At 59.6% G+C, this 24,468-nt stretch carries 24 protein-coding genes; 18 read left to right on the top strand and 6 right to left on the bottom strand.

Features of this window, described 5'->3' with window-relative positions:
* Positions 1-65: 65 nt before the first annotated feature.
* Complete coding sequence (locus GIW28_RS08525; protein ID WP_236447631.1) at positions 66-1,544, top strand: helicase HerA-like domain-containing protein; 1,479 nt, start codon at positions 66-68, stop codon at positions 1,542-1,544.
* A gap of 4 nt (positions 1,545-1,548) precedes the next feature.
* Here GIW28_RS08525 and GIW28_RS08520 read toward each other — a convergent pair whose 3' ends face one another.
* Complete coding sequence (locus GIW28_RS08520) at positions 1,549-2,004, bottom strand: DUF721 domain-containing protein (RefSeq protein ID WP_017139795.1); 456 nt, start codon at positions 2,002-2,004, stop codon at positions 1,549-1,551.
* Positions 2,005-2,309: 305 nt separating this feature from the next.
* Here GIW28_RS08520 and secA point away from each other — a divergent pair, with 305 nt between their 5' ends.
* The 3 genes from secA to GIW28_RS08505 all read left to right on the top strand — a co-directional run bounded on the left by secA (position 2,310) and on the right by GIW28_RS08505 (position 7,351).
* Complete coding sequence (gene secA, locus GIW28_RS08515) at positions 2,310-5,045, top strand: preprotein translocase subunit SecA (protein WP_017139796.1); 2,736 nt, start codon at positions 2,310-2,312, stop codon at positions 5,043-5,045.
* A gap of 124 nt (positions 5,046-5,169) precedes the next feature.
* Positions 5,170-6,387: a bifunctional glutamate N-acetyltransferase/amino-acid acetyltransferase ArgJ gene (argJ, locus tag GIW28_RS08510; RefSeq protein WP_176991498.1), complete on the top strand. Its 1,218-nt coding sequence runs from the start codon at positions 5,170-5,172 to the stop codon at positions 6,385-6,387.
* Positions 6,388-6,406: 19 nt separating this feature from the next.
* The gene (locus GIW28_RS08505; RefSeq protein WP_169985148.1) at positions 6,407-7,351 is read left to right on the top strand and encodes a Nudix family hydrolase; all 945 of its coding nucleotides are present in this window, start codon (positions 6,407-6,409) and stop codon (positions 7,349-7,351) included.
* A 108-nt stretch (positions 7,352-7,459) separates the two neighbouring features.
* Here GIW28_RS08505 and GIW28_RS08500 read toward each other — a convergent pair whose 3' ends face one another.
* From GIW28_RS08500 to GIW28_RS08490, 3 genes are read right to left on the bottom strand one after another with little or no spacing between them, the layout of a single operon-like run.
* Positions 7,460-8,038: a cob(I)yrinic acid a,c-diamide adenosyltransferase gene (locus tag GIW28_RS08500; RefSeq protein ID WP_170039901.1), complete on the bottom strand. Its 579-nt coding sequence runs from the start codon at positions 8,036-8,038 to the stop codon at positions 7,460-7,462.
* A 2-nt stretch (positions 8,039-8,040) separates the two neighbouring features.
* The gene (locus GIW28_RS08495; RefSeq protein WP_017139800.1) at positions 8,041-10,077 is read right to left on the bottom strand and encodes a sensor histidine kinase; all 2,037 of its coding nucleotides are present in this window, start codon (positions 10,075-10,077) and stop codon (positions 8,041-8,043) included.
* A 46-nt stretch (positions 10,078-10,123) separates the two neighbouring features.
* Positions 10,124-11,041: a putative 2-dehydropantoate 2-reductase gene (locus tag GIW28_RS08490; protein ID WP_186617263.1), complete on the bottom strand. Its 918-nt coding sequence runs from the start codon at positions 11,039-11,041 to the stop codon at positions 10,124-10,126.
* Between the two features lie 123 nt (positions 11,042-11,164).
* On the opposite strand from GIW28_RS08490, the gene GIW28_RS08485 reads away from it, so the two are divergent.
* Together GIW28_RS08485 and GIW28_RS08480 are read left to right on the top strand one after the other, a co-directional pair.
* Positions 11,165-11,650, top strand: a complete 486-nt coding sequence (locus tag GIW28_RS08485) for a YajQ family cyclic di-GMP-binding protein (RefSeq protein ID WP_003209785.1) — start codon at positions 11,165-11,167, stop codon at positions 11,648-11,650.
* A gap of 136 nt (positions 11,651-11,786) precedes the next feature.
* Positions 11,787-12,629: a mechanosensitive ion channel family protein gene (locus tag GIW28_RS08480; RefSeq protein WP_099549392.1), complete on the top strand. Its 843-nt coding sequence runs from the start codon at positions 11,787-11,789 to the stop codon at positions 12,627-12,629.
* Positions 12,630-12,819: 190 nt separating this feature from the next.
* On the opposite strand, the gene GIW28_RS08475 is transcribed toward GIW28_RS08480, so the two are convergent.
* Entirely contained in the window at positions 12,820-14,091 is a 1,272-nt protein-coding gene (locus GIW28_RS08475) for an OprD family porin (protein WP_099549393.1), read from the bottom strand.
* 741 nt (positions 14,092-14,832) lie between these two features.
* On the opposite strand from GIW28_RS08475, the gene GIW28_RS08470 reads away from it, so the two are divergent.
* Together GIW28_RS08470 and GIW28_RS08465 are read left to right on the top strand one after the other, a co-directional pair.
* Positions 14,833-15,258 carry an HIT domain-containing protein gene (locus tag GIW28_RS08470; protein WP_017139804.1) on the top strand — a complete coding sequence of 142 codons (426 nt, stop codon included), beginning with the start codon at positions 14,833-14,835 and terminating at the stop codon, positions 15,256-15,258.
* 3 nt (positions 15,259-15,261) lie between these two features.
* Complete coding sequence (locus tag GIW28_RS08465; protein WP_017139805.1) at positions 15,262-15,468, top strand: SlyX family protein; 207 nt, start codon at positions 15,262-15,264, stop codon at positions 15,466-15,468.
* An 85-nt stretch (positions 15,469-15,553) separates the two neighbouring features.
* Here the strand turns inward: GIW28_RS08465 and GIW28_RS30645 are convergent, their stop codons facing one another.
* Positions 15,554-16,156: a cold-shock protein gene (locus GIW28_RS30645; protein ID WP_003193875.1), complete on the bottom strand. Its 603-nt coding sequence runs from the start codon at positions 16,154-16,156 to the stop codon at positions 15,554-15,556.
* A gap of 432 nt (positions 16,157-16,588) precedes the next feature.
* On the opposite strand from GIW28_RS30645, the gene GIW28_RS08455 reads away from it, so the two are divergent.
* The 10 genes from GIW28_RS08455 (at position 16,589) to tolQ (ending at position 24,450) form a co-directional block, all read left to right on the top strand.
* Positions 16,589-17,062, top strand: coding sequence for a Dps family protein (locus GIW28_RS08455; protein WP_003193874.1), 474 nt, complete (start codon positions 16,589-16,591; stop codon positions 17,060-17,062).
* A 180-nt stretch (positions 17,063-17,242) separates the two neighbouring features.
* The gene (locus tag GIW28_RS08450) at positions 17,243-17,584 is read left to right on the top strand and encodes a ribbon-helix-helix domain-containing protein (RefSeq protein ID WP_017139807.1); all 342 of its coding nucleotides are present in this window, start codon (positions 17,243-17,245) and stop codon (positions 17,582-17,584) included.
* A 168-nt stretch (positions 17,585-17,752) separates the two neighbouring features.
* Complete coding sequence (locus GIW28_RS08445) at positions 17,753-17,974, top strand: FmdB family zinc ribbon protein (protein WP_017139808.1); 222 nt, start codon at positions 17,753-17,755, stop codon at positions 17,972-17,974.
* A 107-nt stretch (positions 17,975-18,081) separates the two neighbouring features.
* Entirely contained in the window at positions 18,082-19,857 is a 1,776-nt protein-coding gene (gene aspS / locus GIW28_RS08440; RefSeq protein ID WP_170039897.1) for an aspartate--tRNA ligase, read from the top strand.
* Between the two features lie 136 nt (positions 19,858-19,993).
* A complete protein-coding gene (locus tag GIW28_RS08435; protein WP_138451547.1) occupies positions 19,994-20,740 on the top strand; it encodes a YebC/PmpR family DNA-binding transcriptional regulator in 747 nt (248 codons plus the stop codon).
* Positions 20,741-20,895: 155 nt separating this feature from the next.
* Positions 20,896-21,420 (top strand): crossover junction endodeoxyribonuclease RuvC, encoded by a 525-nt coding sequence (gene ruvC, locus GIW28_RS08430; protein ID WP_024077147.1) that lies wholly within the window; start codon positions 20,896-20,898, stop codon positions 21,418-21,420.
* 67 nt (positions 21,421-21,487) lie between these two features.
* A complete protein-coding gene (gene ruvA, locus GIW28_RS08425) occupies positions 21,488-22,099 on the top strand; it encodes a Holliday junction branch migration protein RuvA (RefSeq protein ID WP_236447285.1) in 612 nt (203 codons plus the stop codon).
* Positions 22,100-23,158, top strand: a complete 1,059-nt coding sequence (gene ruvB, locus GIW28_RS08420) for a Holliday junction branch migration DNA helicase RuvB (RefSeq protein WP_017139814.1) — start codon at positions 22,100-22,102, stop codon at positions 23,156-23,158.
* A gap of 139 nt (positions 23,159-23,297) precedes the next feature.
* Positions 23,298-23,753 (top strand): tol-pal system-associated acyl-CoA thioesterase, encoded by a 456-nt coding sequence (ybgC, locus tag GIW28_RS08415; RefSeq protein WP_071484353.1) that lies wholly within the window; start codon positions 23,298-23,300, stop codon positions 23,751-23,753.
* 1 nt (position 23,754) lies between these two features.
* The gene (gene tolQ, locus GIW28_RS08410; protein ID WP_003209819.1) at positions 23,755-24,450 is read left to right on the top strand and encodes a protein TolQ; all 696 of its coding nucleotides are present in this window, start codon (positions 23,755-23,757) and stop codon (positions 24,448-24,450) included.
* Positions 24,451-24,468 lie beyond the last annotated feature (18 nt).

The following is a 24,468-nucleotide window of genomic DNA, read 5'->3' as shown; positions in this document are numbered from 1 at the left end:
CTTTGTGGGTCTTACCTCTGTCTGTATCGACCTGACGGCACTAAAGATTAACCAAAGGTGACGAAATGCCTGATTTCTCGCAACTCCTTATCGGCGCCGGCCTGGACGGCCAGCCCATCGCCCAGGCCATGCGCTTGGCCAACCGTCACGGGTTGATTGCCGGCGCGACCGGCACAGGTAAAACCGTCACGTTGCAGCGCTTGGCGGAAGCCTTCAGCGATGCGGGTGTGGCCGTGTTTGCCGCTGATATCAAGGGTGACTTGTGCGGCCTTGGCGCTGCGGCCAACCCTCAAGGCAAGGTGGCCGAGCGCATTGCGGGCATGCCCTTCCTCAATTACAGCGCGAAGGCGTATCCGGTAACACTGTGGGATATCCACGGGCAGTCCGGTCATCCGCTTCGCACCACCATCAGCGAAATGGGGCCGTTGCTGCTTGGCAGCCTGCTGGAACTCACTGACAGCCAGCAATCGGCGCTCTATGCGACTTTCAAGGTGGCCGACCGCGAAGGCCTGTTGCTGCTGGACCTCAAAGACCTCAAGGCCTTGCTCAACCACTTGCGTTATCACCCGGAACTGCTGGGCGACGACGCGGCGCTGATGACCACCGGTTCCAGCCAGGCGCTGTTGCGACGTTTGGCGGTGCTGGAGCAGCAGGGCGCCGAAGCCTTGTTTGGCGAGCCTGCCCTGCAGCTTGAAGATATCTTGCAGCCTGCCGGCGATGGTCGTGGGCGCATTCACCTGCTGGACGCGAGCCGCTTGGTGCACGAGGCGCCCAAGGTCTATGCGACCTTCCTGCTGTGGCTGTTGGCCGAGTTGTTCGAACAACTGCCGGAGCGTGGCGATGCCGATAAACCGTTGCTGGCGCTGTTTTTCGACGAGGCGCATTTATTGTTCGCCGATACGCCCAAGGCATTGCAGGATCGCCTGGAGCAAGTGGTGCGTTTGATCCGTTCCAAGGGCGTGGGTGTGTACTTTGTCACTCAATCCCCAGGGGATTTGCCTGACACGGTATTGGCGCAACTGGGCTTGCGTATCCAGCATGGCTTGCGGGCGTTCACCACCAAAGAGCAGAAATCCCTGCGTGCGGTGGCGGACGGTTTTCGCCCCAACCCGGCGTTCGATACCTTGTCGGTACTGACTGAGTTGGGCACCGGTGAGGCATTGGTGGGGGCGTTGCAGGAAAAGGGCACGCCGGAAGTGGTCCAGCGCGTGCTGGTGGCGCCGCCGCAATCGCGGATCGGGCCGCTCAGCGAAGCCGAGCGTGCTGCGATCATCGCCAGTTCGCCTTTATTGGGGCGCTACGACAAGCCAATTGACCGTGAGTCGGCCTATGAGGTGCTGATGGCGCGCAAGGAGCTTGGCCCGACCGAGGAGGCCAAACCGGCCGCCGAAGAGCCGAGCTTTACCGACAAGGCCGGAGCGTTCCTGGGGACTACAGCAGGTAAGGCGCTCAAATCCGCCATGCAACAGGCGGCCAATCAAATGGGACGGCAGTTGGTGCGCGGGTTGTTGGGCTCGTTGCTGGGCGGCAGTAAACGCAAGTAGCGGTTCAGGGCTTGGGCCTGGCGTGGGCGGCCAACCGCTCCAACGCTGCGCGCAGGCCCGGATCGCTGATGCCGTCGGCCGTGGCTTGAATGGTTTCGGCCGCGTTCTGCGACAGGTCCATGGTGTGGCCCACTGCACCTTGCTGCACGGTGGGCGGCTGCACCTTGAACTGGATGCGGGTCAGGCTGGCAAACTCTTCAAATGCCATTAATTGCCGCTGCAAGCGTTTTTGCTGGTAGCGCAGGCGGGTGGCCCAATGCCCGTCGGTGACAATTAACAGTAAATTGCCTTCGCGCCACGACGCCACATGACAATGTTCGCGGGCGGCAGGTTGCAGTTGGCTTTCTACAAGGCGTTGCAAATGGCCCAAGCGTTGCGCGTGGCCGAAGATGGCTTTCAACGGTTTGGCTTCGCGGAGCAACACGCTGGGCGCGCGGGCTGTAAGTGGGCGAAACGCCATGTTTAGACACCTTAAGTAACAGAGCCGCCATCTTAGCAGAAAGCGCCTGTGCGGCCCCAGGCAAAGCGATAGCAGGGCAATGCGAGTGAAATCAATAGGTAACTTCTGCGCTTGATGGGTTGAAGTTCCAGCAAAAGCCCTTATTTTAAACAGGCCCTCTCACAGCGCCATGCCAGCATCGGGGAATAACGCCACTTTCCTCACCCACGATTCCGGGTAGAATGCGCGTTCGCATGCGGCCGTGAGGGCTGCTCGGGCCACTCACGGTGCGCCCTCCATCCCTATGTGTGGAAGAACCTGCCGATATGTTTGCGCCTTTGTTAAAGAAACTTTTTGGAAGCAAGAATGAGCGCGAAGTCAAACGCATGCTCAAGACGGTGCAGCTGGTCAATGCCTTCGAAGAGCAGATGGTTGCCCTGTCGGACGAGCAATTGCGCGCCAAGACCCAAGAGTTCAAGGCCCGCATAGCCAAAGGTGAAACCCTCGACAAGCTGTTGCCTGAAGCCTTTGCGGTCGCCCGTGAAGCCGGTAAGCGTGTCATGGGCATGCGCCACTTCGACGTGCAGTTGATCGGCGGCATGACCTTGCATGAAGGCATGATTGCCGAGATGCGTACCGGTGAAGGCAAGACCCTGGTGGCAACCCTGGGCGTTTACCTCAACGCACTGTCCGGCAAGGGCGTGCACGTTGTGACGGTGAACGACTACCTGGCCCGCCGGGACGCCAACTGGATGCGCCCGCTGTATGAATACCTCGGCCTGACCGTCGGCGTAGTCACGCCGTTCCAGCCGCCGGAAGAAAAGCGCGCCGCCTATGCGTGTGACATTACCTACGGCACCAACAACGAATTCGGTTTCGATTACCTGCGCGACAACATGGCGTTCAGCATGGAAGAAAAATTCCAGCGCGAACTCAACTTTGCCGTGATCGACGAAGTCGACTCCATCCTCATCGACGAAGCGCGTACCCCGCTGATCATCTCCGGCCAGGCCGAAGACAGCTCGCGCCTGTACACCGAGATCAACAAGTTGATCCCGCGCCTGGTGCAGCACGTTGAGGAAGTGGAAGGCGTGGTGACCAAAGAAGGTCACTTCACCATCGACGAGAAGACCCGCCAGGTTGAACTCAACGAAGCCGGTCACCAGTTTGTCGAAGAGATGCTGACCCAGATCGGCGAGCTGGCCGAGGGCGAAAGCCTCTACTCGGCGCACAACCTGGGCCTGTTGACCCACGTGTACGCCGGCCTGCGCGCCCACAAGCTGTTCCATCGCAACGTCGAATACATTGTCCAGGACGGCCAGGTCGTACTGGTTGACGAACACACCGGCCGTACCATGCCGGGTCGCCGTCTGTCCGAAGGCCTGCACCAGGCCATCGAAGCCAAGGAAATGCTCAACATCCAGGCCGAAAGCCAGACGTTGGCGTCGACTACCTTCCAGAACTACTTCCGTCTGTACAACAAACTGTCCGGCATGACCGGTACAGCTGACACCGAAGCGTTCGAATTCCATCAGATCTACAACCTGGCTGTGATGGTGATTCCACCGAACAAGCCGCTGGCGCGTAAAGACTTCAACGACCTGGTGTTCCTGACGGCCGAAGAGAAATACGCGGCAATCATCAACGACATCAAGGACGGCATGGCCCAGGGGCGTCCGATCCTGGTGGGTACTGCCACCATCGAGACTTCCGAGCACGTGTCCAACCTGCTCAACAAGGAAGGCATCGAGCACAAGGTTCTCAACGCCAAGTTCCACGAAAAAGAAGCCGAGATCATTGCCCAGGCCGGTCGCCCAGGCGCGCTGACCATCGCTACCAACATGGCCGGTCGTGGTACCGACATCCTGTTGGGCGGCAACTGGGAAGTGGAAGTTGCGGCACTGGAAAACCCAAGCCCTGAGCAAATCGCCCAGATCAAGGCCGACTGGCAGAAACGCCACCAGGCTGTGCTGGAATCCGGTGGTTTGCAGGTAATCGCCTCCGAGCGTCATGAATCGCGTCGTATCGACAACCAGCTGCGTGGTCGTGCCGGCCGTCAGGGGGACGCCGGTTCCAGCCGCTTCTACCTGTCGCTGGAAGACAGCCTGATGCGTATCTTCGCCTCGGATCGGGTGAAGAACTTCATGAAAGCCCTGGGCATGCAGTCCGGTGAAGCGATCGAGCACCGCATGGTGACCAACGCCATCGAGAAGGCCCAGCGCAAGGTAGAAGGCCGTAACTTCGACATTCGTAAGCAACTGCTCGAGTTCGATGACGTCAACAACGAACAGCGTAAAGTGATTTATCACATGCGTAACACGTTGCTGGCCGCCGACAACATTGGCGAGACGATTGCCGATTTCCGTCAGGACGTGCTCAACGCTACCGTCAGCGCACACATCCCGCCACAGTCCCTGCCTGAGCAGTGGGATGTTGCCGGCCTGGAAGCTGCGTTGAAGAGCGACTTCGGTGTGGACTTGCCGGTTCAGCAGTGGCTGGACGAAGACGACCACCTGTACGAAGAAACCCTGCGCGAGAAGCTGATGACCGAGCTTTTGGCCGCGTACAACGAGAAAGAAGAGCAGGCGAGTGCCGAAGCACTGCGCACCTTCGAGAAACAAATCGTACTGCGCGTGCTGGACGACCTGTGGAAAGACCACCTGTCGACCATGGACCACCTGCGTCACGGTATCCACCTGCGTGGCTACGCCCAGAAGAACCCGAAGCAGGAGTACAAGCGCGAGTCGTTCACGCTGTTCTCCGAGCTGCTGGATTCGATCAAGCGCGATTCGATCCGTGTGCTCTCCCACGTTCAGGTGCGTCGCGAAGACCCGATCGAGGAAGAAGCCCGCCTGCGTCAGGAAGCCGAGGCACTCGCTGCGCGCATGCAGTTCCAGCATGACGAAGCACCGGGTCTGGAAGCGCCGGAAGCCTTGGGCGAAGAGGTCGATGTGGCCTTGGCTCAAGCCCCGGTCCGCAATGACCAGAAGCTGGGCCGCAACGAGCTGTGCTGGTGCGGTTCGGGCAAGAAGTTCAAACACTGCCACGGCGAAATCAACTAAGATTTTTGCCTGACGCTGCAACACCCTGCGCCGCGACCGGCCTTTGCCGTCGCGGCGTTTTGCCATTAATTTCACCGTTGATCGCGACGGTACAGACATCACCTATTCTTTAAGGAGCGCATTCATGGCTGTTGGTCTTGGTCCTTTGCCCACTTTGCACCCGGTCGCCGGTTTTGAACTCGGTATCGCTTCGGCCGGCATCAAGCGCCCGGGGCGCAAAGATGTAGTGGTGATGCGCTGTGCCGAAGGCTCGACGGTTGCGGGCGTGTTCACGCTCAACGCGTTTTGCGCCGCACCGGTCATCCTGGCCAAGCAACGCGTGGCAGGTTCGATCCGTTACCTGCTGACCAACACCGGCAATGCCAACGCCGGTACCGGCGAGCCAGGCCTGGTTGCCGCTGCGCGCACCTGCGCCAAGCTGGCCCAGTTGACCGGCGTGGATGCCAGCCAAGTGCTGCCGTACTCCACCGGCGTGATCGGTGAGCCGCTGCCGGTGGAAAAAATCGAAGGCGCGCTGCAAGCCGCACTGGATGACCTGTCTGTGGATAACTGGGCGGCTGCGGCCACCGGCATCATGACCACCGACACCCTGCCCAAAGGCGCTAGCCGCCAGTTTGTACACGATGGCGTGACCGTTACCGTGACCGGCATCAGCAAGGGCGCGGGCATGATCCGCCCGAACATGGCCACCATGCTCGGCTACATTGCCACCGACGCCAAAGTCTCCCGCGACGTGCTGCAGCGCCTGATGCTCGACGGCGCCAACAAGTCGTTCAACCGCATCACCATCGATGGCGACACCTCGACCAACGACTGCTGCATGCTGATCGCCACCGGCCAGGCCAACCTGCCGGAAATCACCTCCACCGAGGGCGCGCTGTTCGCCGCATTGAAGCAGGCGGTGTTCGAAGTGTGCATGGACGTGGCCCAGGCCATCGTGCGTGACGGTGAGGGCGCAACCAAGTTCGTCACTGTTGAAGTGAACGGCGGCGCTAACCACCAGGAATGCCTGGATGTCGGTTACACCGTGGCCCACTCGCCCCTGATCAAGACTGCACTGTTTGCTTCCGACCCGAACTGGGGCCGCATCCTCGCTGCCGTCGGCCGTGCCGGTGTGCCGGACCTGGACGTCAGCAAGATCGACGTATTCCTTGGTGACGTGTGCATTGCCAGCCGTGGCGCTCGCGCTGAAACCTACACCGAAGCCCAGGGCTCGGCGGTGATGCAGCAAGAAGAAATCACCATCCGCATCGAGTTGGGGCGCGGCGACTGCAGCGAAACCATCTGGACCACCGACCTGTCCCACGAGTACGTAAAGATCAACGCGGAATACCGCACCTGACAGCCAAGAGGAAAACCTGGTGAAACGAGTGCATGTAGCAGCAGCGGTGATCCGTGGCGTCGACGGCAGGATCCTGCTGGCACGCCGTGCCGATACCCAGCACCAAGGCGGCCTCTGGGAGTTTCCCGGCGGCAAGGTGGAGGCTGATGAGTCGGTCGCAAGCGCTTTGTCCCGCGAGTTGCAGGAAGAACTGGGCATCCAGGTCACCACGGCGCGCCCGCTGATCAAGGTGCAGCATGACTACCCGGACAAGCAGGTGTTGCTGGATGTCTGGGAAGTCTCGGCCTTTACCGGCGAGCCCCATGGTGCCGAAGGGCAGCCGTTGGAATGGGTGACGCCGCGGGACTTGCTCAACTATGAGTTCCCGGCGGCGAATGCACCGATTGTCGCGGCTGCCCGTTTGCCCGCTGAATACTTGATCACACCAGGCGAACTGGAAGCCCCCACCTTGTTGCGTGGTGTCCAGAAAGCCATTGCCGGTGGCATCAAGCTGGTTCAACTGCGCGCGCCCAACGGTTACGACCCTAAATACCGTGACCTGGCGGTGGACGCGGTGGGCCTGTGTGCCGGCAAGGCGCAACTGATGCTTAAAGGGCCGTTCGAATGGCTGGGGGATTTCCCTGCCGCCGGCTGGCACATGACCTCGGCGCAGTTGCGTAAATATGCGAGTAAAGGCCGCCCGCTGCCGAAGGATCGCTGGTTGGCGGCTTCTTGCCACAACGCCGAAGAGCTGGCACTGGCAGAGATGATGGACGTGGATTTCGTCACGCTGTCGCCGGTGCAGCCGACCCAGACTCATCCCGATGCCCAGCCGTTGGGTTGGGAGCAGGCGGTAGAGTTGATCCGTGGGTTCAGTAAACCGGTGTTTCTGCTGGGCGGGCTTGGGCCGGCTGAGCGGGAACAGGCTTGGGAAGCCGGGGCTCAGGGTGTGGCAGGCATTCGCGCGTTCTGGCCTGAGGCATGATGATCGTTCCCACGCTCTGCGTGGGAATGCCTCTTGTGACGCTCCGCGTCACGCTTTGGGGCGCGGAGCGTCCAGGGCTGCATTCCCACGCAGAGCGTGGGAACGAACTTAGTGAGGCTTGGCCGCCGCCTGCCACAACACTTCCACTACACCCTGACGCTTGGCAATCACCCGCGCCGCCACAAACAGCAAATCCGACAACCGATTGATATACGCAAGCCCCACGCCTTCCAACGGCTCAATCGCATTCAACTGCTGACACCGCCGCTCCGCACTGCGCGCCAGGCTGCGGCACACATGGGCCTGGGCAATCAGCGCTGAACCGCCGGGCAAGATGAAGTTTTCCAGCGGCCCGACTTCCTCATTCCAACGGTCAATCGCCGCTTCCAGCCGATCGACTTCTGCGGCATTCAACGCTTTGTACACAGGCATCGCCAACTCACCGCCCAAGTCGAACAAGCGGTGCTGGCACGGCGTAAGCACCTCGATCACCTCGTTGAGCTGCGGGTGCTGGCCGCTCTGTTCTTCAAGGTTGGCCAGCAGCAAACCCAACTGGCTGTTCAGCGTATCCACCTCGCCAATGGCTTCCACGCGAGGGTGGTCCTTGGGCACGCGACGGCCATCACCCAGGCCCGTCTCGCCCTTGTCGCCGGTGCGGGTGTAGATCTTCGACAGGCGAAAGCCCATGGTCATTGCTCCAGTTGAGTCAGTTCATAGGGTGGCATCTGGCTGCCGGCCAACGGCAGGCGCAGGGTAAAACAGGTGCCTTGGCCGAGGGTGGAATGCACTTCCATCTGGCCTTTATGGTTGTTGGTGATGATGAAGTACGACACCGACAGCCCAAGCCCGGTGCCTTGGCCGATTTCCTTGGTGGTAAAGAACGGCTCGAACGTGCGTTTGCGCACGTTCTCGCTCATGCCGATGCCATTGTCTTCCACCTGGATCTCCGCCCACGGCGGGTTGAGGCGGGTGCGCAAGATGATGCGCCCCGGCTCGCTGTCGTCTTCACGCAGGTGAATGGCTTGCGCAGCGTTTTTCAGCAGATTGAGCAGCACCTGTTCCAGCTCGTTGGCGGTACCGGGCACCGGGCCCAGTTGCGGGTCGAACTGGCGGATGATCGCCTGGCCCTTGAAGTCGAAGCCGATGGTCAGGTCGAAGTCGTTACCGGCAATTTCCACGGCCTGGTCGATCAGTGCCGGTAAGTCGCACGGCGCCATCTGGCGGTTACTGCGGCGGCTGAAGCTGAGCATATGGGTGACGATTTTCGCCGCCCGCGCGCCGGCTTGCTGGATGCCATCGAGCAATTGCGGGACTTCGCGGCTTTGCAGGTAGTGGTTGACCGTCTCCAGCTCGATACCCGCCTGTTCGGCGTGTTCCAGGTTCTTCGGCAGGTCGGGGGACAGGCGCCGGCGGATGTTCTGCACGTTATGCAGGATCGCCCCCAGCGGGTTGTTGATTTCATGGGCCATGCCCGCAGCCAGGCCGCCCACGGAGAGCATTTTTTCCGACTGCACCATCATTTCTTCCAGGGACAAACGCTGGGTGATGTCGTCGATACGGATCACTACGCCGCGCCCGGCACCGCCCATCAACGGGTAGAAGGTCAGGGCGTAATGCTTGGGTTCGTCATCCTTGATCCAGGTGACACGCTCAATGCGCTCCACCGTGTGCTGCTCCACCGTGGCTTTTATCTGCGGCAGGTACGGTTTGAGCGGCTGGAAGGCGAGGAAGATCGGCTGGTTCAGCGCTTCATCCAGGCGCGTGCCGGAAAGCGCCGTGGCTTCCTGGTTCCATTGGGTGACGTAAAGCTGCTCATCCAGGGCGATCAGCGCCGACGGCATCGAGTCGATGATGCTGTTGAGGTAGTTCTGGAAGCCGGTGAGCTTTTTCTCGATCTTGCTGCGCACCTGCACTTCCAGTTCGAGCTTGCGGTTGGTGTGGCGTGTTTCTTCGGCCAGGCCCTGGGCTTGGTCGTAGGCGGCCTGAGAGTCGTCTCGCGCACGTTTGAGCTGCTGCTCGCGGGCTTCGATGCGCGACAACATGGTGTTGAAGGCTTCGGCCAGGCTGCCGATTTCATCATGGTTGCCGCGCCCGGCGCGCAGGGCGTAGTTCTCTTCGCGCGTCACCTGGCGTGAAAGCTCTTCCAGCTCATGGATCGGGCGGGTGATCAGGCGTTTGATCTGGCGGGCGATGATCAGCCACAGCAATACGCTGAAAATCAGGATGCCGAGGCTGGCGGTCAATGTGCCGGTATAGAACGCCATAGGCAGCTCACTGCTGGCCACCAACAGCAAATGCCCGGACGGCTGGCCGGCGCGGGGCAGGGTGATGACCTGGTTGCTGCGAAACTCAGTGAGGCGCCAGGCTTCGATATGCCGGTAGTTTTCCGGCAGGTGCAGGCGGTTGCCGTGCTGCATCTGCGCCAGCAAGGTGCCGTCGCCGTCGTACAGCGCGGCGGCGCGTAATGGCGAATAGCTGGTCAGCTCATTGAGCAGGGCGTCGGCCTTGGCCGGGGATTCAAGGGCTTCGGCGGCCAGCGACGGGTTGGACACCAATCGACCGATGGCCTGCAACGCCTGGGGCGCCATGCTTTCCTGGGAGATCCAATAGGCGGCACTGATAAACGTCAGGTTGGCCACCAGTAATACCGTGGTCAACAGCACCAGCAGGGCGGCCAGCAGTTTCTGCCCTACCGGTAGATTTTCTAGACGCTGGCGCAGTGGCATCAGGTTTTTTCCAGGTGATAGACAGGTAGGCAGGGTAGCGCGTGCCTCAGTCGCTGGCCAATCCGCGTGTGTGCAAGTAGTCGACCAGGCGCGCCCGCAACTGTTGCAGATGCGGCAGCACCAATTGATGGCGCTCTGCCGCCTGGCACGCATAACCGAGCAGGTAGCTGATTTCGGTGCGACGGCTGGAGGCCACGTCCTGATACATGGACGAATAATTGGCCGCGGTGGCCTGGATCACCCGTTGCACTTCGCTGTGCAGGTCCTGGGCGGCGGCGGGTTGGCCGCAGCATTCGAGCAACTCGCTGAGTTCGGCGCACAAGGTCGCGACTTCGCATTGGTGGGCTTGCAGGCCGCCGTTGCGGCACTGGTAAAGCACGGTCAATGGGTTAATGGCGCAATTGAGCGCCAGCTTGCGCCATAAACGCGTCAGGATGTCGGTGCTCCACTCATGGGGAATGCCGGCGGCGTGCAGGTCGTCCAGCCACAGCGGGGGAGTGGGGTGCCGCGCGTCTCCCAGCCAGGTGTAGCCGTGGCCGGCGAAGACCACGCGCCAATCGCCGTCGCGAAACGCGCCTTCGGTGCTGGAGGCAAAGATACAGCGGGCCTGGGGCAGTTGCGCGGCCACCGCATCCTGGCTGCCAAGGCCGTTTTGCAGCAGGATCAGCTCAGCGTCGGGTGCCAATCGGTGTTGCAGCTGTGCGATGGCTCTTTGGGCGTCGTAGGCTTTGCACGCCACCAGCAGGCGATGAATCGGCTCGGGGCTGTCGGGTGTTTCGCCGATCACCGGGTAAGTATTTTCTATGCCGTGTTCCACCAGGGTCAGGCCGCTCGCCTTCTCATAGCTGGTCAGGCGTGCTGCATCGCGCACTATCAGCCGCACGGGCAGGCCCGCGCGCGACAATCGCGTGGCCCAGAGGGTACCCAGGCTGCCGGCGCCGAGAATATGCCAGGTGGTCGACATCAGTTTGTGCTCCGTAGGGTCGCCTGCGATGAATGGTGCGAAAGAACCGCTATAATGCCTCGGCATTTTAGCTTGGGCGCGCTCCATCTCTACTGAGCCCGCCCCTTATATTGGAGAAATGACATGCCTTCGTTCGACGTGGTATCCGAACTGGACAAACACGAAGTCACCAACGCCGTCGAAAACGCCGTCAAGGAGCTGGACCGTCGCTACGACTTGAAGGGCAAGGGCAGCTTCGAGTTCAAGGAAAAGGAATTGACCGTCAACCTGACCGCTGAAGCCGATTTCCAGCTGGAAGCGATGATCGAGATCCTCAAGCTGTCGTTGGTCAAGCGCAAGATCGACGCACAGTGCCTTGAAATCAAGGACGCCTACGCCTCCGGCAAGCTGATGAAGCAGGAAGCCGTGCTGAAGGAAGGCATCGACAAGGAGCTGGCGAAGAAGATCGTCGCTCACGTCAAAGATGCCAAGCTAAAGGTCCAGGCCGCCATCCAGGGCGAGCAGGTACGTATCACCGGCAAGAAGCGTGACGACCTGCAGGAAGCCATTGCTGCCCTGCGCGCCAAGACCTTCGACATGCCGCTGCAGTTCAATAACTTCCGCGACTGATGGCACATTGGGGAACCTGTGAGCGTTTTTGACGTCCCACGCCCCAGAAACAGTGCCTACACTTGAGCCCTTCGGGGCTCATTTGCGTTTTAAGGCAGTCAATTAAGCCGCACATCCGCGCAACAGGAGAAGATAGATGGATTTAAACGTTGAAATGGATCACCTGATCAAGACCTCTGAGTCTTGGCTCCCGATGATTATGGAATACGGCAGCCGGTTTTTGCTGGCCGTGGTCACCCTGGCCATCGGTTGGTGGCTGATTAACGTGTTGACCCACCGCGTGGGGCGTTTGCTGGCGCTGCGTAATGCCGACCTGGCGCTGCAACATTTCATCACTAACCTTGCCAACATCGCGCTCAAAGTCATGCTGGTGGTCAACGTGGCCTCGATGATCGGCGTGGCCACGACCTCGTTCGTGGCCGCGATTGGTGCCGCTACTCTGGCCATCGGCCTGGCATTGCAAGGCAGCCTGGCGAACTTCGCCGGTGGCGTACTGATCCTGTTGTTCCGTCCGTTTCGCATTGGTGACTGGATCGAAGCACAAGGCACTTCCGGTACCGTCGACAGCATCCAGATCTTCCACACCGTGTTGCGCACCGGCGACAACAAAACCGTGATCATCCCTAACGGTAGCCTGTCCAACGGCCTCATCACCAACACCAACCGTCAGCCGACCCGCAAGGTGGTGTTTGATGTGGGGGTCGACTACGAAGCCGATTTGCAGAAAGCCCGTGAAGTGCTGTTGGAGCTGGCCAAAGACCCACGCGTGCTGGCTGACCCTGCGCCTGTGGCAGTGGTGTCGACCTTGGGAGACAGTTCGATCACTGTCTCCCTGCGTTGCTGGACCAATACCCCGGATTATTGGGATGTGGTGTTTATGCTCAATGAACTGGCGCGTGATCGTTTGAAAGGGGCGGGTATTGATATTCCGTTTCCACAGCGAGTTATTCGCGTGATGCAAGAACCGCTTGCCAAATAACTAAGCGCGGGTTGTCGAACTTGGCCGATAGGTCAAGTTTGATGCGTAAGGCCAATGTAGTTACTTAGCTTGCTAGTTATTTTTCTTGTGTAATAAAACTGAAATAAAAAAGCCGCTCCCTTGCAAAGCAGGGGAGCGGCTTTTTAGTTAAGGCTTACGCCTTAAGTCATCATTGTAATTAAACAGCTAATTACAAGATGTTCAGCGGGTATTGCGCGATCAGACGCAGTTCGTCGATCGACGCCGAACCGTAGTACACGCCATCAGACGAACGATAGGTCGCTTGACGAACGCGAAGGCTCAGGTCTTTTGCCGGGCCGCTCTGAACCACGTACTTGGCTTCGATGTCGCGTTCCCACTCTTTGCCGTTCGAAGTGGTGCCAGTGTTGGCGCCGCTACCGCTGACATAACGAGTCATGAAGCTCAGGCCTGGCACGCCGAAAGTGGCCATGTTCAGGTCGTAGCGAGCTTGCCAGGATTTTTCGTCTTCAGCGTTGAAGTCGGAACGGGCGATGGAGTTGGCCAGGAAAATCGTGCCGCCGCCGTCTACGCCGTAGCCGTAGTCACCGTCACCGCTGACTTTCTGGTAGGCCAGGGTGAACGTGTGAGCCTGGATGGTGTACGCGCCTTGCAAGCTGTACGCACGGTTATCCAGTTTGGTGGTGTTGTCTTTTTCTGCGCGCTGCAGGCCGGCGCCATCGCTTTTGGTGCTGTAGATGTTGAAGTCAACGGCCAGGGACTGATCGTTGCTCAGCGCGTGAGTCCAGTTCAGGTTGGCGTAGGTCTTCTTCCAGTAGTCTTCGGTCTTCGCGTAGTAGAGGCTGGCGCTGACTTCCGGCGTCAGGGCGTAGACACCACCGATAAAGTCGGTTTTAGTCAGACCCAGGCTGTCACGGTATGTCTGTGCTTGTGCCACGCTCGAGGTGAAGTGACCGCCTTCGAGTTTCAGGCCCTTGATCTCGTTGCTGGTGATCGAGATACCTTGCGGCAGCTCTGGCAGCAAGCGGCTGTCGTCGGACGCGAACACAGGCGCGGTGGTGTACTGGTCGCCGACTTTAAGCACGGTGTCGGAGATGCGGAACTTAACGGCGCCGCCGCCTTTGGAGTAGTCGTCTTGCGAGCGACCGTCGGCACCGGTAGGGAACAGGCCAGTGCCCGAGCGACCCTTGCCGCTGTCCAGTTTCACGCCCAGCAGGCCGATCACGTCAACACCGACACCGATGGTGCCTTGGGTGTAGCCAGACTGGAACAGACCGTTGAAGCCCAGGCCGGTTTCATTGGTGTAGCTCTTGCCGGAATCGTTATTACGGAAGTCCCGACGGAAGTTCAGCAAACGGGTATTGATGCTGAAAGTGCTGTCTTCAACAAAGCCCTTGGAATCGTCCTGGGCGGACGCCATTGCGAACTGCGAGGTGCCTGCTGATACAGCCAGGGCGATCATGCTCCACTTCATCACGCGCATCGTGATTTGCTCCTTTGGTTTTAGGAAGAGTACTGCCGTCCCACCTGTATTTTTATCTGGGCGGCTCTTTCTTTTTTGTGTCGGCGCAAAGTTATATCACGCAGACCCTATTGACGATACTTACTCATCTATCCTTTCAGCTTCTTTACGAGGCTGTCGTAAATTGCTATTTCCCTGTCGCAAATTCACAGCCCGAGTGTGACCAGGCTGACAACTAAAGTGCAGTATTCATACCCCTTGCGAAGTTTGAACTCATCCTTGAAAGGCACCTGAACGCTACTGTTTCTTATCGCGTAACACCTGTATCCATACGGGTGCCGTTGCCGACGATACGGGTGTGAATGCAACAAGCGTGCACAAAGCGGTAACCGAATGTCATTTTTTCGTGAAAAACGTTACGGCCGTGTAAAAACCGCATAAGCACGGGCTTTTTACGTCGTTTGGTTTGGGCTTGACGCCCCGCTGAAACACCTGTTGGGAGGTACAAAAATCCTGTGCCAGGGCAAAGCGTTACCGGTTCACCCCTTGAGTGGGTAATTGGCGGATCCCTTTGAGGCACGGGTGGGTCATTTTGGTGCATCCCGCTGAGGCCCGATTTAGCGTAGCTCAAATATTTGCCTGCCTCGAAAGGGTGCGTGCTTTTTTGCCCTGTTGCCTGAACGCTCCCGCATTCGCCGTGAAGCCTCGGGCATTCGAAGGTATGCTGGGCACCTGAAATTGACCTGCCGAACGGAGTGCCGCGTGTTCGCCTTAGACCAACGCCTGCAACAAGACACACTGGCCATTGGGGACTTCCCGCTCTGCCGCCTGCTGCTGTCCAACGACGCCAATTACCCCTGGTTCATCCTGGTGCCGCGCATCAACGGTATCAGCGAAGTGTTTCAACTGGATGTCGCAGATCAACAGATACTGTGGCAAGAAACGACAGTCTTGGCGCAACAGCTCAACACGGGCTTTGCCGCCGACAAAATGAACATCGGCGCGCTGGGGAATGTCGTCAGTCAGTTGCATGTGCATGTGATCGTGCGCAAACGTGACGATGCGGCCTGGCCGGCACCGGTCTGGGGCAAACACCCGGCCCGGCCTTATACCGAAGAGCAAGTGGCGGCGATTCGCAGCCAATTGCGCGGGTTATTGCCTGCCGACTTCATCTTTAGCCAGGACTGAATCATGGACCTGCAAGACCGCGTTACCGATCTGGAAAGCCGCTTGGCCTTCCAGGACGACACCATCGAAACCCTCAATGACATCCTGGTCACTCAGCAGCGTGCGGTTGAGCGCCTGCAAATGCAGATGACGGCGCTGCTCAAGCGCCAGGAGGAAATGGGCGGGCAGTTCGAGACCTCCGAAGAAGAAGCACCGCCGCCACATTATTAATCGGCCCTTCGTTAAACAGCCGCGCATAAAAAACCGCGATCCAGCTCAGCCGGATCGCGGTTTTTTTATGCGCTGCGGGTAGGAATCAGCGACGCGGCAAGGCCGCAATCACGTCTTCGGCTTGCAGGCCTTTGTCGCGGTTCATGACGGAGAACTCCACGCGCTGGCCTTCGACCAGGACGCGATGGCCTTCGCCACGGATGGCCCGGAAGTGGACGAAGATATCGTCGCCCGAATCGCGGGAAATAAAGCCGAAGCCTTTGGAGGTGTTGAACCACTTGACGGTCCCGGTATCCCGGTTGGTCATGTCGTAGTTTTGCGACGCCGCGGCAGGCGACGAACGGTAGAAGCTGATGGCCAGGTGAAGAACGATGGCGACCACAGCAATCACCAGGCTGAGCAGGATGGCCGGGTGGCCGCCCACTTCAGGCATAGGTGCCAGGAGGGTGAGGGTTTGCACGACAACGGTCAGTACCAACAGCGCGCTGACCAGGTTTTGCAGTTGATGACGCGTGCCTTTGTTCCAGTAAGGGATTACCGGTGCGAGCGTCAGGTTAAGAAGGCCGAACAAGGCCAGGTACAGGGCGTCGTGTTGTTCCAGGTACGGCAGGCTTTCAGGCTGCAGACTCGGAATAAAGGACAGCAGCAACGCTGCAACGCCCGTCAGGAGGTGGACGATTTTCAACATTTTGATTAACTCACGTTAAGACGGATCACAAGGAAGAGCTGACTGGCACGGTTCGCTTCTGAACAATGGGAGGCGTTGAGCACGTGCGCGGGTATCAGCCTATGTGGCGTACCGCAGAAATGAACGGTAACCACACGCCGCCTATTTAACAGCAAAGGCTGTGCCTACTCAAATCAAGCATTTCGGGGCGTTGCAAGGGCAAAGGCATTTCTGCGTCAAACCCTTGTCCTAGACAGTGGCAGGGTTTGCGAGCGGTAATTTTAAAGTTTTCCGACTCGTCACAAAGGTTGGCCCGTCGCTCATAGGCACAGCCGTGGAGAGGGGCGATATGTCGCACGCTGTCTGCCTGTGTCGGGCTGCACACCGCCGGCACTCTTGCTAGAGTGGTCCTGCACCTGATCAATGAATGTTCGTCAATTGAAGGGGAAAAACATGGCAATCGATATTGGTATCAGTGAAGAAGATCGTAAATCCATCGTCGATGGGCTTTCACGGCTGCTGTCCGATACCTATGTACTGTATTTGAAAACCCACAACTTCCACTGGAACGTCACGGGTCCCATGTTTCGTACGCTGCACTTGATGTTCGAGGAGCAGTACAACGAACTCGCGCTGGCGGTGGACTCCATTGCCGAGCGTATCCGCGCCCTGGGCTTCCCGGCGCCGGGTGCCTATTCGATCTATGCCCGGCTGTCTTCGATCAAGGAAGAGGAGGGCGTGCCCAGCGCCGAAGAGATGATCAAGCAACTGGTGGCCGGCCAGGAAGCCGTCACCCGCACCGCGCGCGGTATTTTCCCACTGCTCGACAAGGTCAGCGACGAGCCGACCGCCGACCTGTTGACCCAGCGCATGCAGGTTCACGAGAAAACCGCGTGGATGCTGCGTTCGTTGCTTGAAAACCAGTAAAGCCCCCCCTGAGCGGCGCCTTCCCGGCGCCGCTCGCTTGTTTCTCCGCATTTCCTGCCGTTGTCCTACAACTTTCCAATCCGCGTCTTCTGGCTGCCCCTCTCGCCCTGCTGTTTTATAGGCCCACTGCCCAATGGGAGAAACCCATGGGCTGCTGTTTGGCAATGGAGTGTCAGGTGTATGTCACGCGGAGTGGGTAATGGAGTGATGGAAACCGCCGGTTTTCACAAGATAAAGGTCGACCCCTTTGCCAAAGGGTTCGACATGGGACTGGCCAAGCCATTGTCCCGGTCGGTCAGGCTCAATGGGTTTTCCACCTGCCTGCGTCTTGAGCAGATCTACTGGAATATCCTCACGGAGATAGCCAGGATCAATGCCTGTTCAGTCAGCGCGTTGCTGTCGTATGTCGATCGGGAAGTGCATTTGCGTTACGGGGGAGTGAAGAACTTCAGCGGGTTGGTGCGGGTGGTGTGCGTGGTCCACGTATTAAAAGATCGTGCCAGCGCCACGGGCCTGGATTAAACCGCCGGTTGCGAAGCAGGCCCACCGTCAAGGCGGGCCAGGCTTCGGGCAGAAAGCCGGCTGCGCTGTGTCGATTTACCAGATATAATCCCGCGCTTTGCTGCGCGCCCCTGGCTTATCCACAGGGTGGGCGTGGCGCAGTTACGATCTGATCGCCGAGACATCTCCATGCCCATGTACGATTATCAATGTGCTTCCTGTGGTCATCAGTTGGAAGCCATTCAGAAGATCAGCGCCGCGCCGCTGGTCGATTGCCCTGCCTGCCAGGCACCTGAGCTGAAGAAGATGTTGTCCATGCCGGGCTTCCGCCTGAGCGGCGGCGGCTGGTATGAGACCGACTTCAAGACCGGCGCCAAGAAGAATCTGGCGGGCGGCGACAAAGCAGACTGAGTTGAACTCTACGCGCAGGCTCCTGCATTATCCGTCCCCTGCTTAACTGTACGGTGACAAGGCGAGCCTCCACCGAATTTCGAATTACGAGAAGTGAAACCACTACCATGATGCGCAGCCACTATTGCGGCCAACTGAACGAGACCCTGGATGGTCAGGAAATCACCCTTTGCGGATGGGTTCACCGTCGCCGCGACCACGGCGGGGTGATCTTCCTCGATATCCGTGATCGTGATGGTCTGGCCCAAGTGGTGTTCGACCCGGACCGCGCCGAGAGCTTCGCCGCCGCCGACCGCGTGCGCAGCGAATACGTCGTTAAAATCACCGGCAAGGTGCGTCTACGCCCGGCCGGTGCTGTAAACGCCAACATGGCCTCCGGCGCCATCGAAGTGCTGGGCTATGAGCTGGAAGTGCTGAACGAGTCGGAAACCCCGCCGTTCCCACTCAACGAATACTCCGACGTGGGCGAAGAAACCCGCCTGCGCTACCGTTTCCTGGACCTGCGTCGTCCGGAAATGGCCGAGAAGCTGCGCCTGCGTTCGCGCATGACCACCAGCATCCGCCGCTTCCTCGACGAAAACGGCTTCCTCGACGTCGAAACGCCGATCCTGACCCGGGCCACCCCGGAAGGTGCGCGTGACTACCTGGTGCCGAGCCGTACCCACGCCGGTTCCTTCTTCGCATTGCCGCAATCGCCGCAGCTGTTCAAGCAACTGCTGATGGTCGCCGGCTTTGACCGCTACTACCAGATCGCCAAGTGCTTCCGCGACGAAGACCTGCGCGCTGACCGTCAGCCGGAATTCACCCAGATCGACATCGAGACCAGCTTCCTCGATGAAAAAGAGATCATGGGCCTGACCGAGCAAATGATCCGCAACCTGTTCAAGGAAGTGCTGGACCTGGAATTCGGCGAGTTCCCGCACATGACCTTCGAAGAAGCCATGCGCCGCTACGGTTCCGACAAGCCAGACCTGCGTAACCCGCTGGAACTGGTGGACGTGGCCGACCAGCTCAAAGCAGTCGACTTCAAGGTGTTCAGCGGCCCGGCCAACGACCCGAAATGCCGTATCGCCGCCTTGCGCGTGCCTGGCGGCGCGAGCATGCCGCGCAAGCAGATCGACGACTACACCAAGTTCGTCGGCATCTACGGTGCCAAAGGCCTGGCGTACATCAAGGTTAACGAGCGCGCCAATGGCGTTGACGGCCTGCAATCGCCGATCGTGAAAAACATCCCGCTGGACAACCTGAACGCGATCCTCGACCGCGTCGGTGCAGTCGATGGCGACATCGTGTTCTTCGGTGCCGACAAGGCCAAGATCGTCAGCGAAGCCTTGGGCGCGCTGCGCATCAAGCTCGGTCACGACCTGGACCTGCTGACCTGCAAGTGGGCGCCGATGTGGGTCGTCGACTTCCCGATGTTCGAAGAAAACGAAGACGGCAGCTTCAGCGCCTTGCACCACCCGTTCACCGCGCCGAAGTGCTCGCCTGAAGAGCTGGAAGCCAACCCGGCGGGCGCTCTGTCGCGCGCCTACGACATGGTGCTCAACGGCACCGAGCTGGGTGGCGGTTCGATCCGTATCCACCGCAAAGAGATGCAACAAGCGGTGTTCCGCCTGTTGGGCATCAACGAAGCGGAACAGGAAGAGAAGTTCGGCTTCCTGCTCGACGCCCTGAAGTACGGCGCACCGCCGCACGGTGGCTTGGCGTTTGGCCTGGACCGTCTGGTGATGCTGATGACCGGCGCCCAGTCGATCCGCGAAGTGATCGCCTTCCCGAAAACCCAGAGTGCTGCGGACGTCATGACCCAGGCTCCGGGCGTGGTCGATGCCAAGGCGCTGCGCGAACTGCACATCCGTCTGCGCGAGGCGCCGAAGGCTGAGTAAGGCTGCGGCGTGAAAGCGCAATAAGGTTTTACGCAGTCAAAAAGGCGCATCTTCGGATGCGCCTTTGCGTTTAAAAGAGGGAATTCCTGCCTGGGGCGGGATTGATAAGGTTTCTAGAGAATTTCGGAGTTGTGTTATGGCTGGCCATTCCAAGTGGGCGAACATCAAGCACCGCAAAGAGCGTCAGGATGCCAAGAAAGGCAAGATCTTCACCAAGTGGATTCGCGAACTGACCGTCGCCGCCCGTCAAGGCGGTGGTGACCCAGGTTCCAACCCGCGTCTGCGCCTGGCGCTGGACAAGGCCTTGGGCGCGAACATGAGCCGCGACATCATTGATCGCGCGGTGGCCCGTGGTGCCGGCGCTGCCGATACCGACGACATGGTCGAGCTGAGCTACGAAGGCTACGGCCCAGGCGGCGTGGCGGTGATGGTTGAGTGCATGACCGACAACCGCAACCGCACCGCGGCTGCTGTGCGCCATGCCTTCAGCAAGTGCGGCGGCAACCTGGGTACTGATGGCTCGGTGGCTTACCTGTTCGAGCGCAAGGGGCAGATCACGTTCGCCCCCGGCACCGATGAAGACGCCCTGATGGAGGCGGCCATGGAGGCAGACGCCGACGATGTGGTGACCAACGAAGACGGCTCCATCGACGTATTCACCTCGTTTGCCGGCTTCTACTCCGTGCGTAACGCGCTGGAAGCGGCGGGTTTCAAAGGCACCGACGCAGAAATCGTGATGTTGCCGACCACCAGCGCCGAGCTGGACCTGGACGGCGCGCAGAAAGTGCTGAAGATGCTGGATATGCTCGAAGACCTGGATGATGTGCAGAACGTCTACTCGAATGCCGACATCCCGGAATCCGTAGCCGAACAACTCACCTGAGCACCATGAAAATCGCCTGTGGGAGCTGGCTTGCCTGCGATAGCATCACCTCGGTTTGACGGAAATACCGAAGTGTCTGCATCGCAGGCAAGCCAGCTCCCACATTTGATTGTTGTTGGCCGCAAGAATCATGTTTTTCCCAACCCGCAGGCGTTATGACTTTAATCCTTGGTATCGACCCCGGTTCGCGCATCACCGGTTTTGGCGTGGTGCAACACACCCCGCGTGGCTGCGTCTATGTCGCTTCGGGCTGCATCCGTACCGGCGCGGGCGAGTTGGCTGAGCGCCTGCAGATTGTGTACCGCGGCGTGCGTGAAGTGATCCAGACCTACGGGCCGGTCACCATGGGCATCGAAAAGGTCTTCATGGCCAAAAACGCCGATTCTGCCTTAAAGCTCGGCCAGGCCCGTGGCGCTGCTATTGTGGCCGGTGCGGAGGAGGGCATGGAAATCGCCGAATACACCGCGACCCAGGTCAAACAGGCCGTGGTCGGCACCGGCGCGGCGAATAAAGAGCAGGTGCAGATGATGGTCATGCACATGCTCAAGCTCACCTCAAAGCCGCAAATCGACGCCTCCGACGCCCTGGCCATTGCCATTTGCCATGCACACACGCGTTCCAGCCTCTTGCCGCATGGCCTGGGCACCGCACGCAGTCGTGGCGGGCGGCTGCGTCTCTGATAGCATCAGCGCAATCGTTATTTCCGGTCAGGCCGTGCTCTGACCCCAAGCTTTAAGGATCTGAACCGTGATTGGACGCTTGCGCGGCACCCTGGCTGAGAAACAGCCGCCGCACCTGATTCTGGATGTAAATGGGTTGGGGTATGAGCTGGAAGTGCCCATGACCACCTTGTACCGTTTGCCGTCGATCGGTGAGCCGATAACATTGCACACGCATTTGGTGGTGCGCGAAGACGCGCAATTGCTCTATGGTTTCATTGGCAAGCGCGACCGCGACTTCTTCCGTGAGCTGATTCGCCTCAATGGCGTGGGGCCAAAGCTGGCGCTGGCGTTGATGTCGAGCCTGGAAGTGGACGAGTTGGTACGCGCAGTTTCGGCCCAGGACACGTCAGCGTTAACCAAGGTGCCTGGTGTCGGCAAGAAAACCGCCGAGCGCCTGCTGGTCGAACTCAAGGACCGTTTCAAGGCCTGGGAAGTGGTGCCGAACATGTTCGCGCTGGTACCGAATCAGCCGGACATGCCGGTCGGCCAGGTCGCCAGTGCCGAAAGCGATGCCGTGAGCGCGCTGATCTCCCTGGGCTACAAGCCCCAGGAGGCGAGCAAAGCCGTGTCGGCCATCAAGGACAAGAACCTGAGCAGCGAAGACATGATCCGCCGAGCCCTGAAGGGAATGATTTAAGTGATTGAAGCTGATCGTCTGATCGCGGCCACCGGCCCGCGCGACCGTGAAGAAGTCCAGGACCGCGCCATCCGCCCCGTCAGCCTTGCCGACTATATCGGCCAGCCGACCGTGCGCGAGCAGATGGAGCTGTTTATCCAGGCTGCGCGTGGGCGCAACGAGTCCCTCGATCACACGTTGATCTTCGGCCCGCCAGGCCTGGGCAAGACCACCCTGGCCATGATCATCGCCCAGGAGATGGGCGTGTCGATCAAGTCCACCTCCGGCCCGGTGCTGGAGCGTCCGGGTGACCTGGCCGCGCTGTTGACCAACCTTGAGCCGCACGACGTGCTGTTTATCGACGAGATTCACCGGCTGTCGCCGATCGTCGAGGAAGTGCTGTACCCGGCCATGGAAGACTTCCAGCTCGACATCATGATCGGTGAAGGCCCTGCGGCCCGCTCGATCAAGCTCGACCTGCCGCCGTTCACGTTGGTCGGCGCCACCACACGCGCCGGGATGCTGACCAACCCGCTGCGAGACCGTTTCGGCATTGTTCAACGTCTAGAGTTCTATAGCACTGCCGATCTTGCGACGATTGTCAGCCGTTCGGCGGGCATCCTGGGGTTGCCACTGGACCCGGAAGGCGCGTTCGAAATCGCCCGCCGCGCCCGTGGTACGCCGCGTATCGCCAACCGCTTGCTGCGTCGTGTGCGCGATTTTGCCGAGGTGCGGGCCAAGGGGCATATCACCAAGGCCGTGGCGGATTTGGCCTTGAACCTGCTGGATGTGGATGAGCATGGCTTCGACCACCAGGATCGACGTCTACTCTTGACCATGATCGAGAAGTTCGACGGCGGCCCGGTCGGTGTGGACAGCCTGGCAGCGGCGATCAGTGAGGAGCGCCATACCATTGAGGATGTGCTGGAGCCGTACCTGATCCAACAGGGTTACATCATGCGTACGCCAAGGGGCCGCGTGGTCACGCGCCACGCCTATTTGCACTTCGGGTTAAACATTCCGTCACGATTGGGCGAGATGCCTGTAGTAGACGAATTCCTCGATGCAGTGGACGATTAAAAACACCACGCCAGACGATTTATCTGAAGTTTGTGCTGTCCTAGTGGCTGGTGTCGTCATTCAGTCATTAGAAATGCTGAATAGAATGCAAAAACAGTTGCCCAGCCGGATTGGCAACCTGAGGAGTAAGCACTAGAGTATGCGCGCGCAAAACGGGGATCAGTCGTTCGCACATCGCTGTCGCGTTTATTACGAGGACACCGATGCCGGCGGCATCGTTTATTACGTTAACTACCTCAAGTTCATGGAGCGGGCTCGAACCGAGCGGCTACGGGAGCTGGGCTTTGCCCAATCCCAGCTGGCAGGGGAGGACCTGTTATTCGTCGTGCATTCCAGCGAGGCGCGCTACCACGCACCGGCGCGACTGGACGACGAATTGCTGGTCAGCGCTGAAGTTATCGAATTGAACCGTGTCAGCCTGCGCTTTAAACAGCAGGTCAGGCGGGCAACGGATGCAACGCTGCTCTGTGAGGGGCAGTTCCTGGTGGCTTGTGTGCGCACCAATAGTTTGAAACCCCGGGCCATTCCCGAAGCTCTACGTGCGGCCTTTGCCGGCGTAAGCGGCGCGGGTAAACAATCAAAGCAGGAGATTTAGCGTGGAACCTACCGTCGTCGACCATTCCTCCATGTGGAGCCTGGTCAGCAATGCCAGTGTTGTGGTTCAACTGGTGATGCTGGTCCTGGTAGCCGCATCGGTTACCTCTTGGGTCATGATTTTTCAGCGCAGCAACCTGCTGCGTGCCGGTCGACGTGCCCTGGAGAGCTTCGAGGAGCGCTTCTGGTCGGGTATCGACCTGTCCAAGCTGTACCGTCAGGCCGGTAGCAACCCGGACCCGGATTCGGGCGTAGAGCAGATCTTCCGCGCCGGTTTCAAGGAATTCTCGCGCCTGCGCCAGCAACCGGGTGTTGACCCGGAAGCGGTCATGGAAGGCGTGGCCCGTGCCATGCGCGTTGCCATCTCCCGCGAAGAAGAAAAGCTTGAACAAAGCTTGCCGTTCCTCGCCACCGTCGGTTCCGTGAGCCCGTACATCGGCCTGTTCGGTACCGTGTGGGGCATCATGAACTCCTTCCGTGGCCTGGCCCAGGCGCAACAAGCGACCCTGGCCACCGTGGCCCCGGGTATCGCCGAGGCCTTGATCGCCACCGCGATCGGCCTGTTCGCCGCTATTCCCGCAGTAATTGCTTACAACCGTTTTGCCGCTCGTGGCGAAACCTTGATCAGCCGTTACTACACCTTCGCCGATGAATTCCAGGCGATCCTGCACCGTAAAGTGCACACCAGCGAAGAATAAGCAGGTAATTTCCAATGG

The sequence above is a fragment of the Pseudomonas sp. PA-5-4B genome (assembly GCF_021606215.1).
Classification (GTDB): Bacteria; Pseudomonadota; Gammaproteobacteria; order Pseudomonadales; family Pseudomonadaceae; genus Aquipseudomonas; species Aquipseudomonas edaphica.
This window is presented reverse-complemented; position numbering and strand designations above follow the sequence as displayed.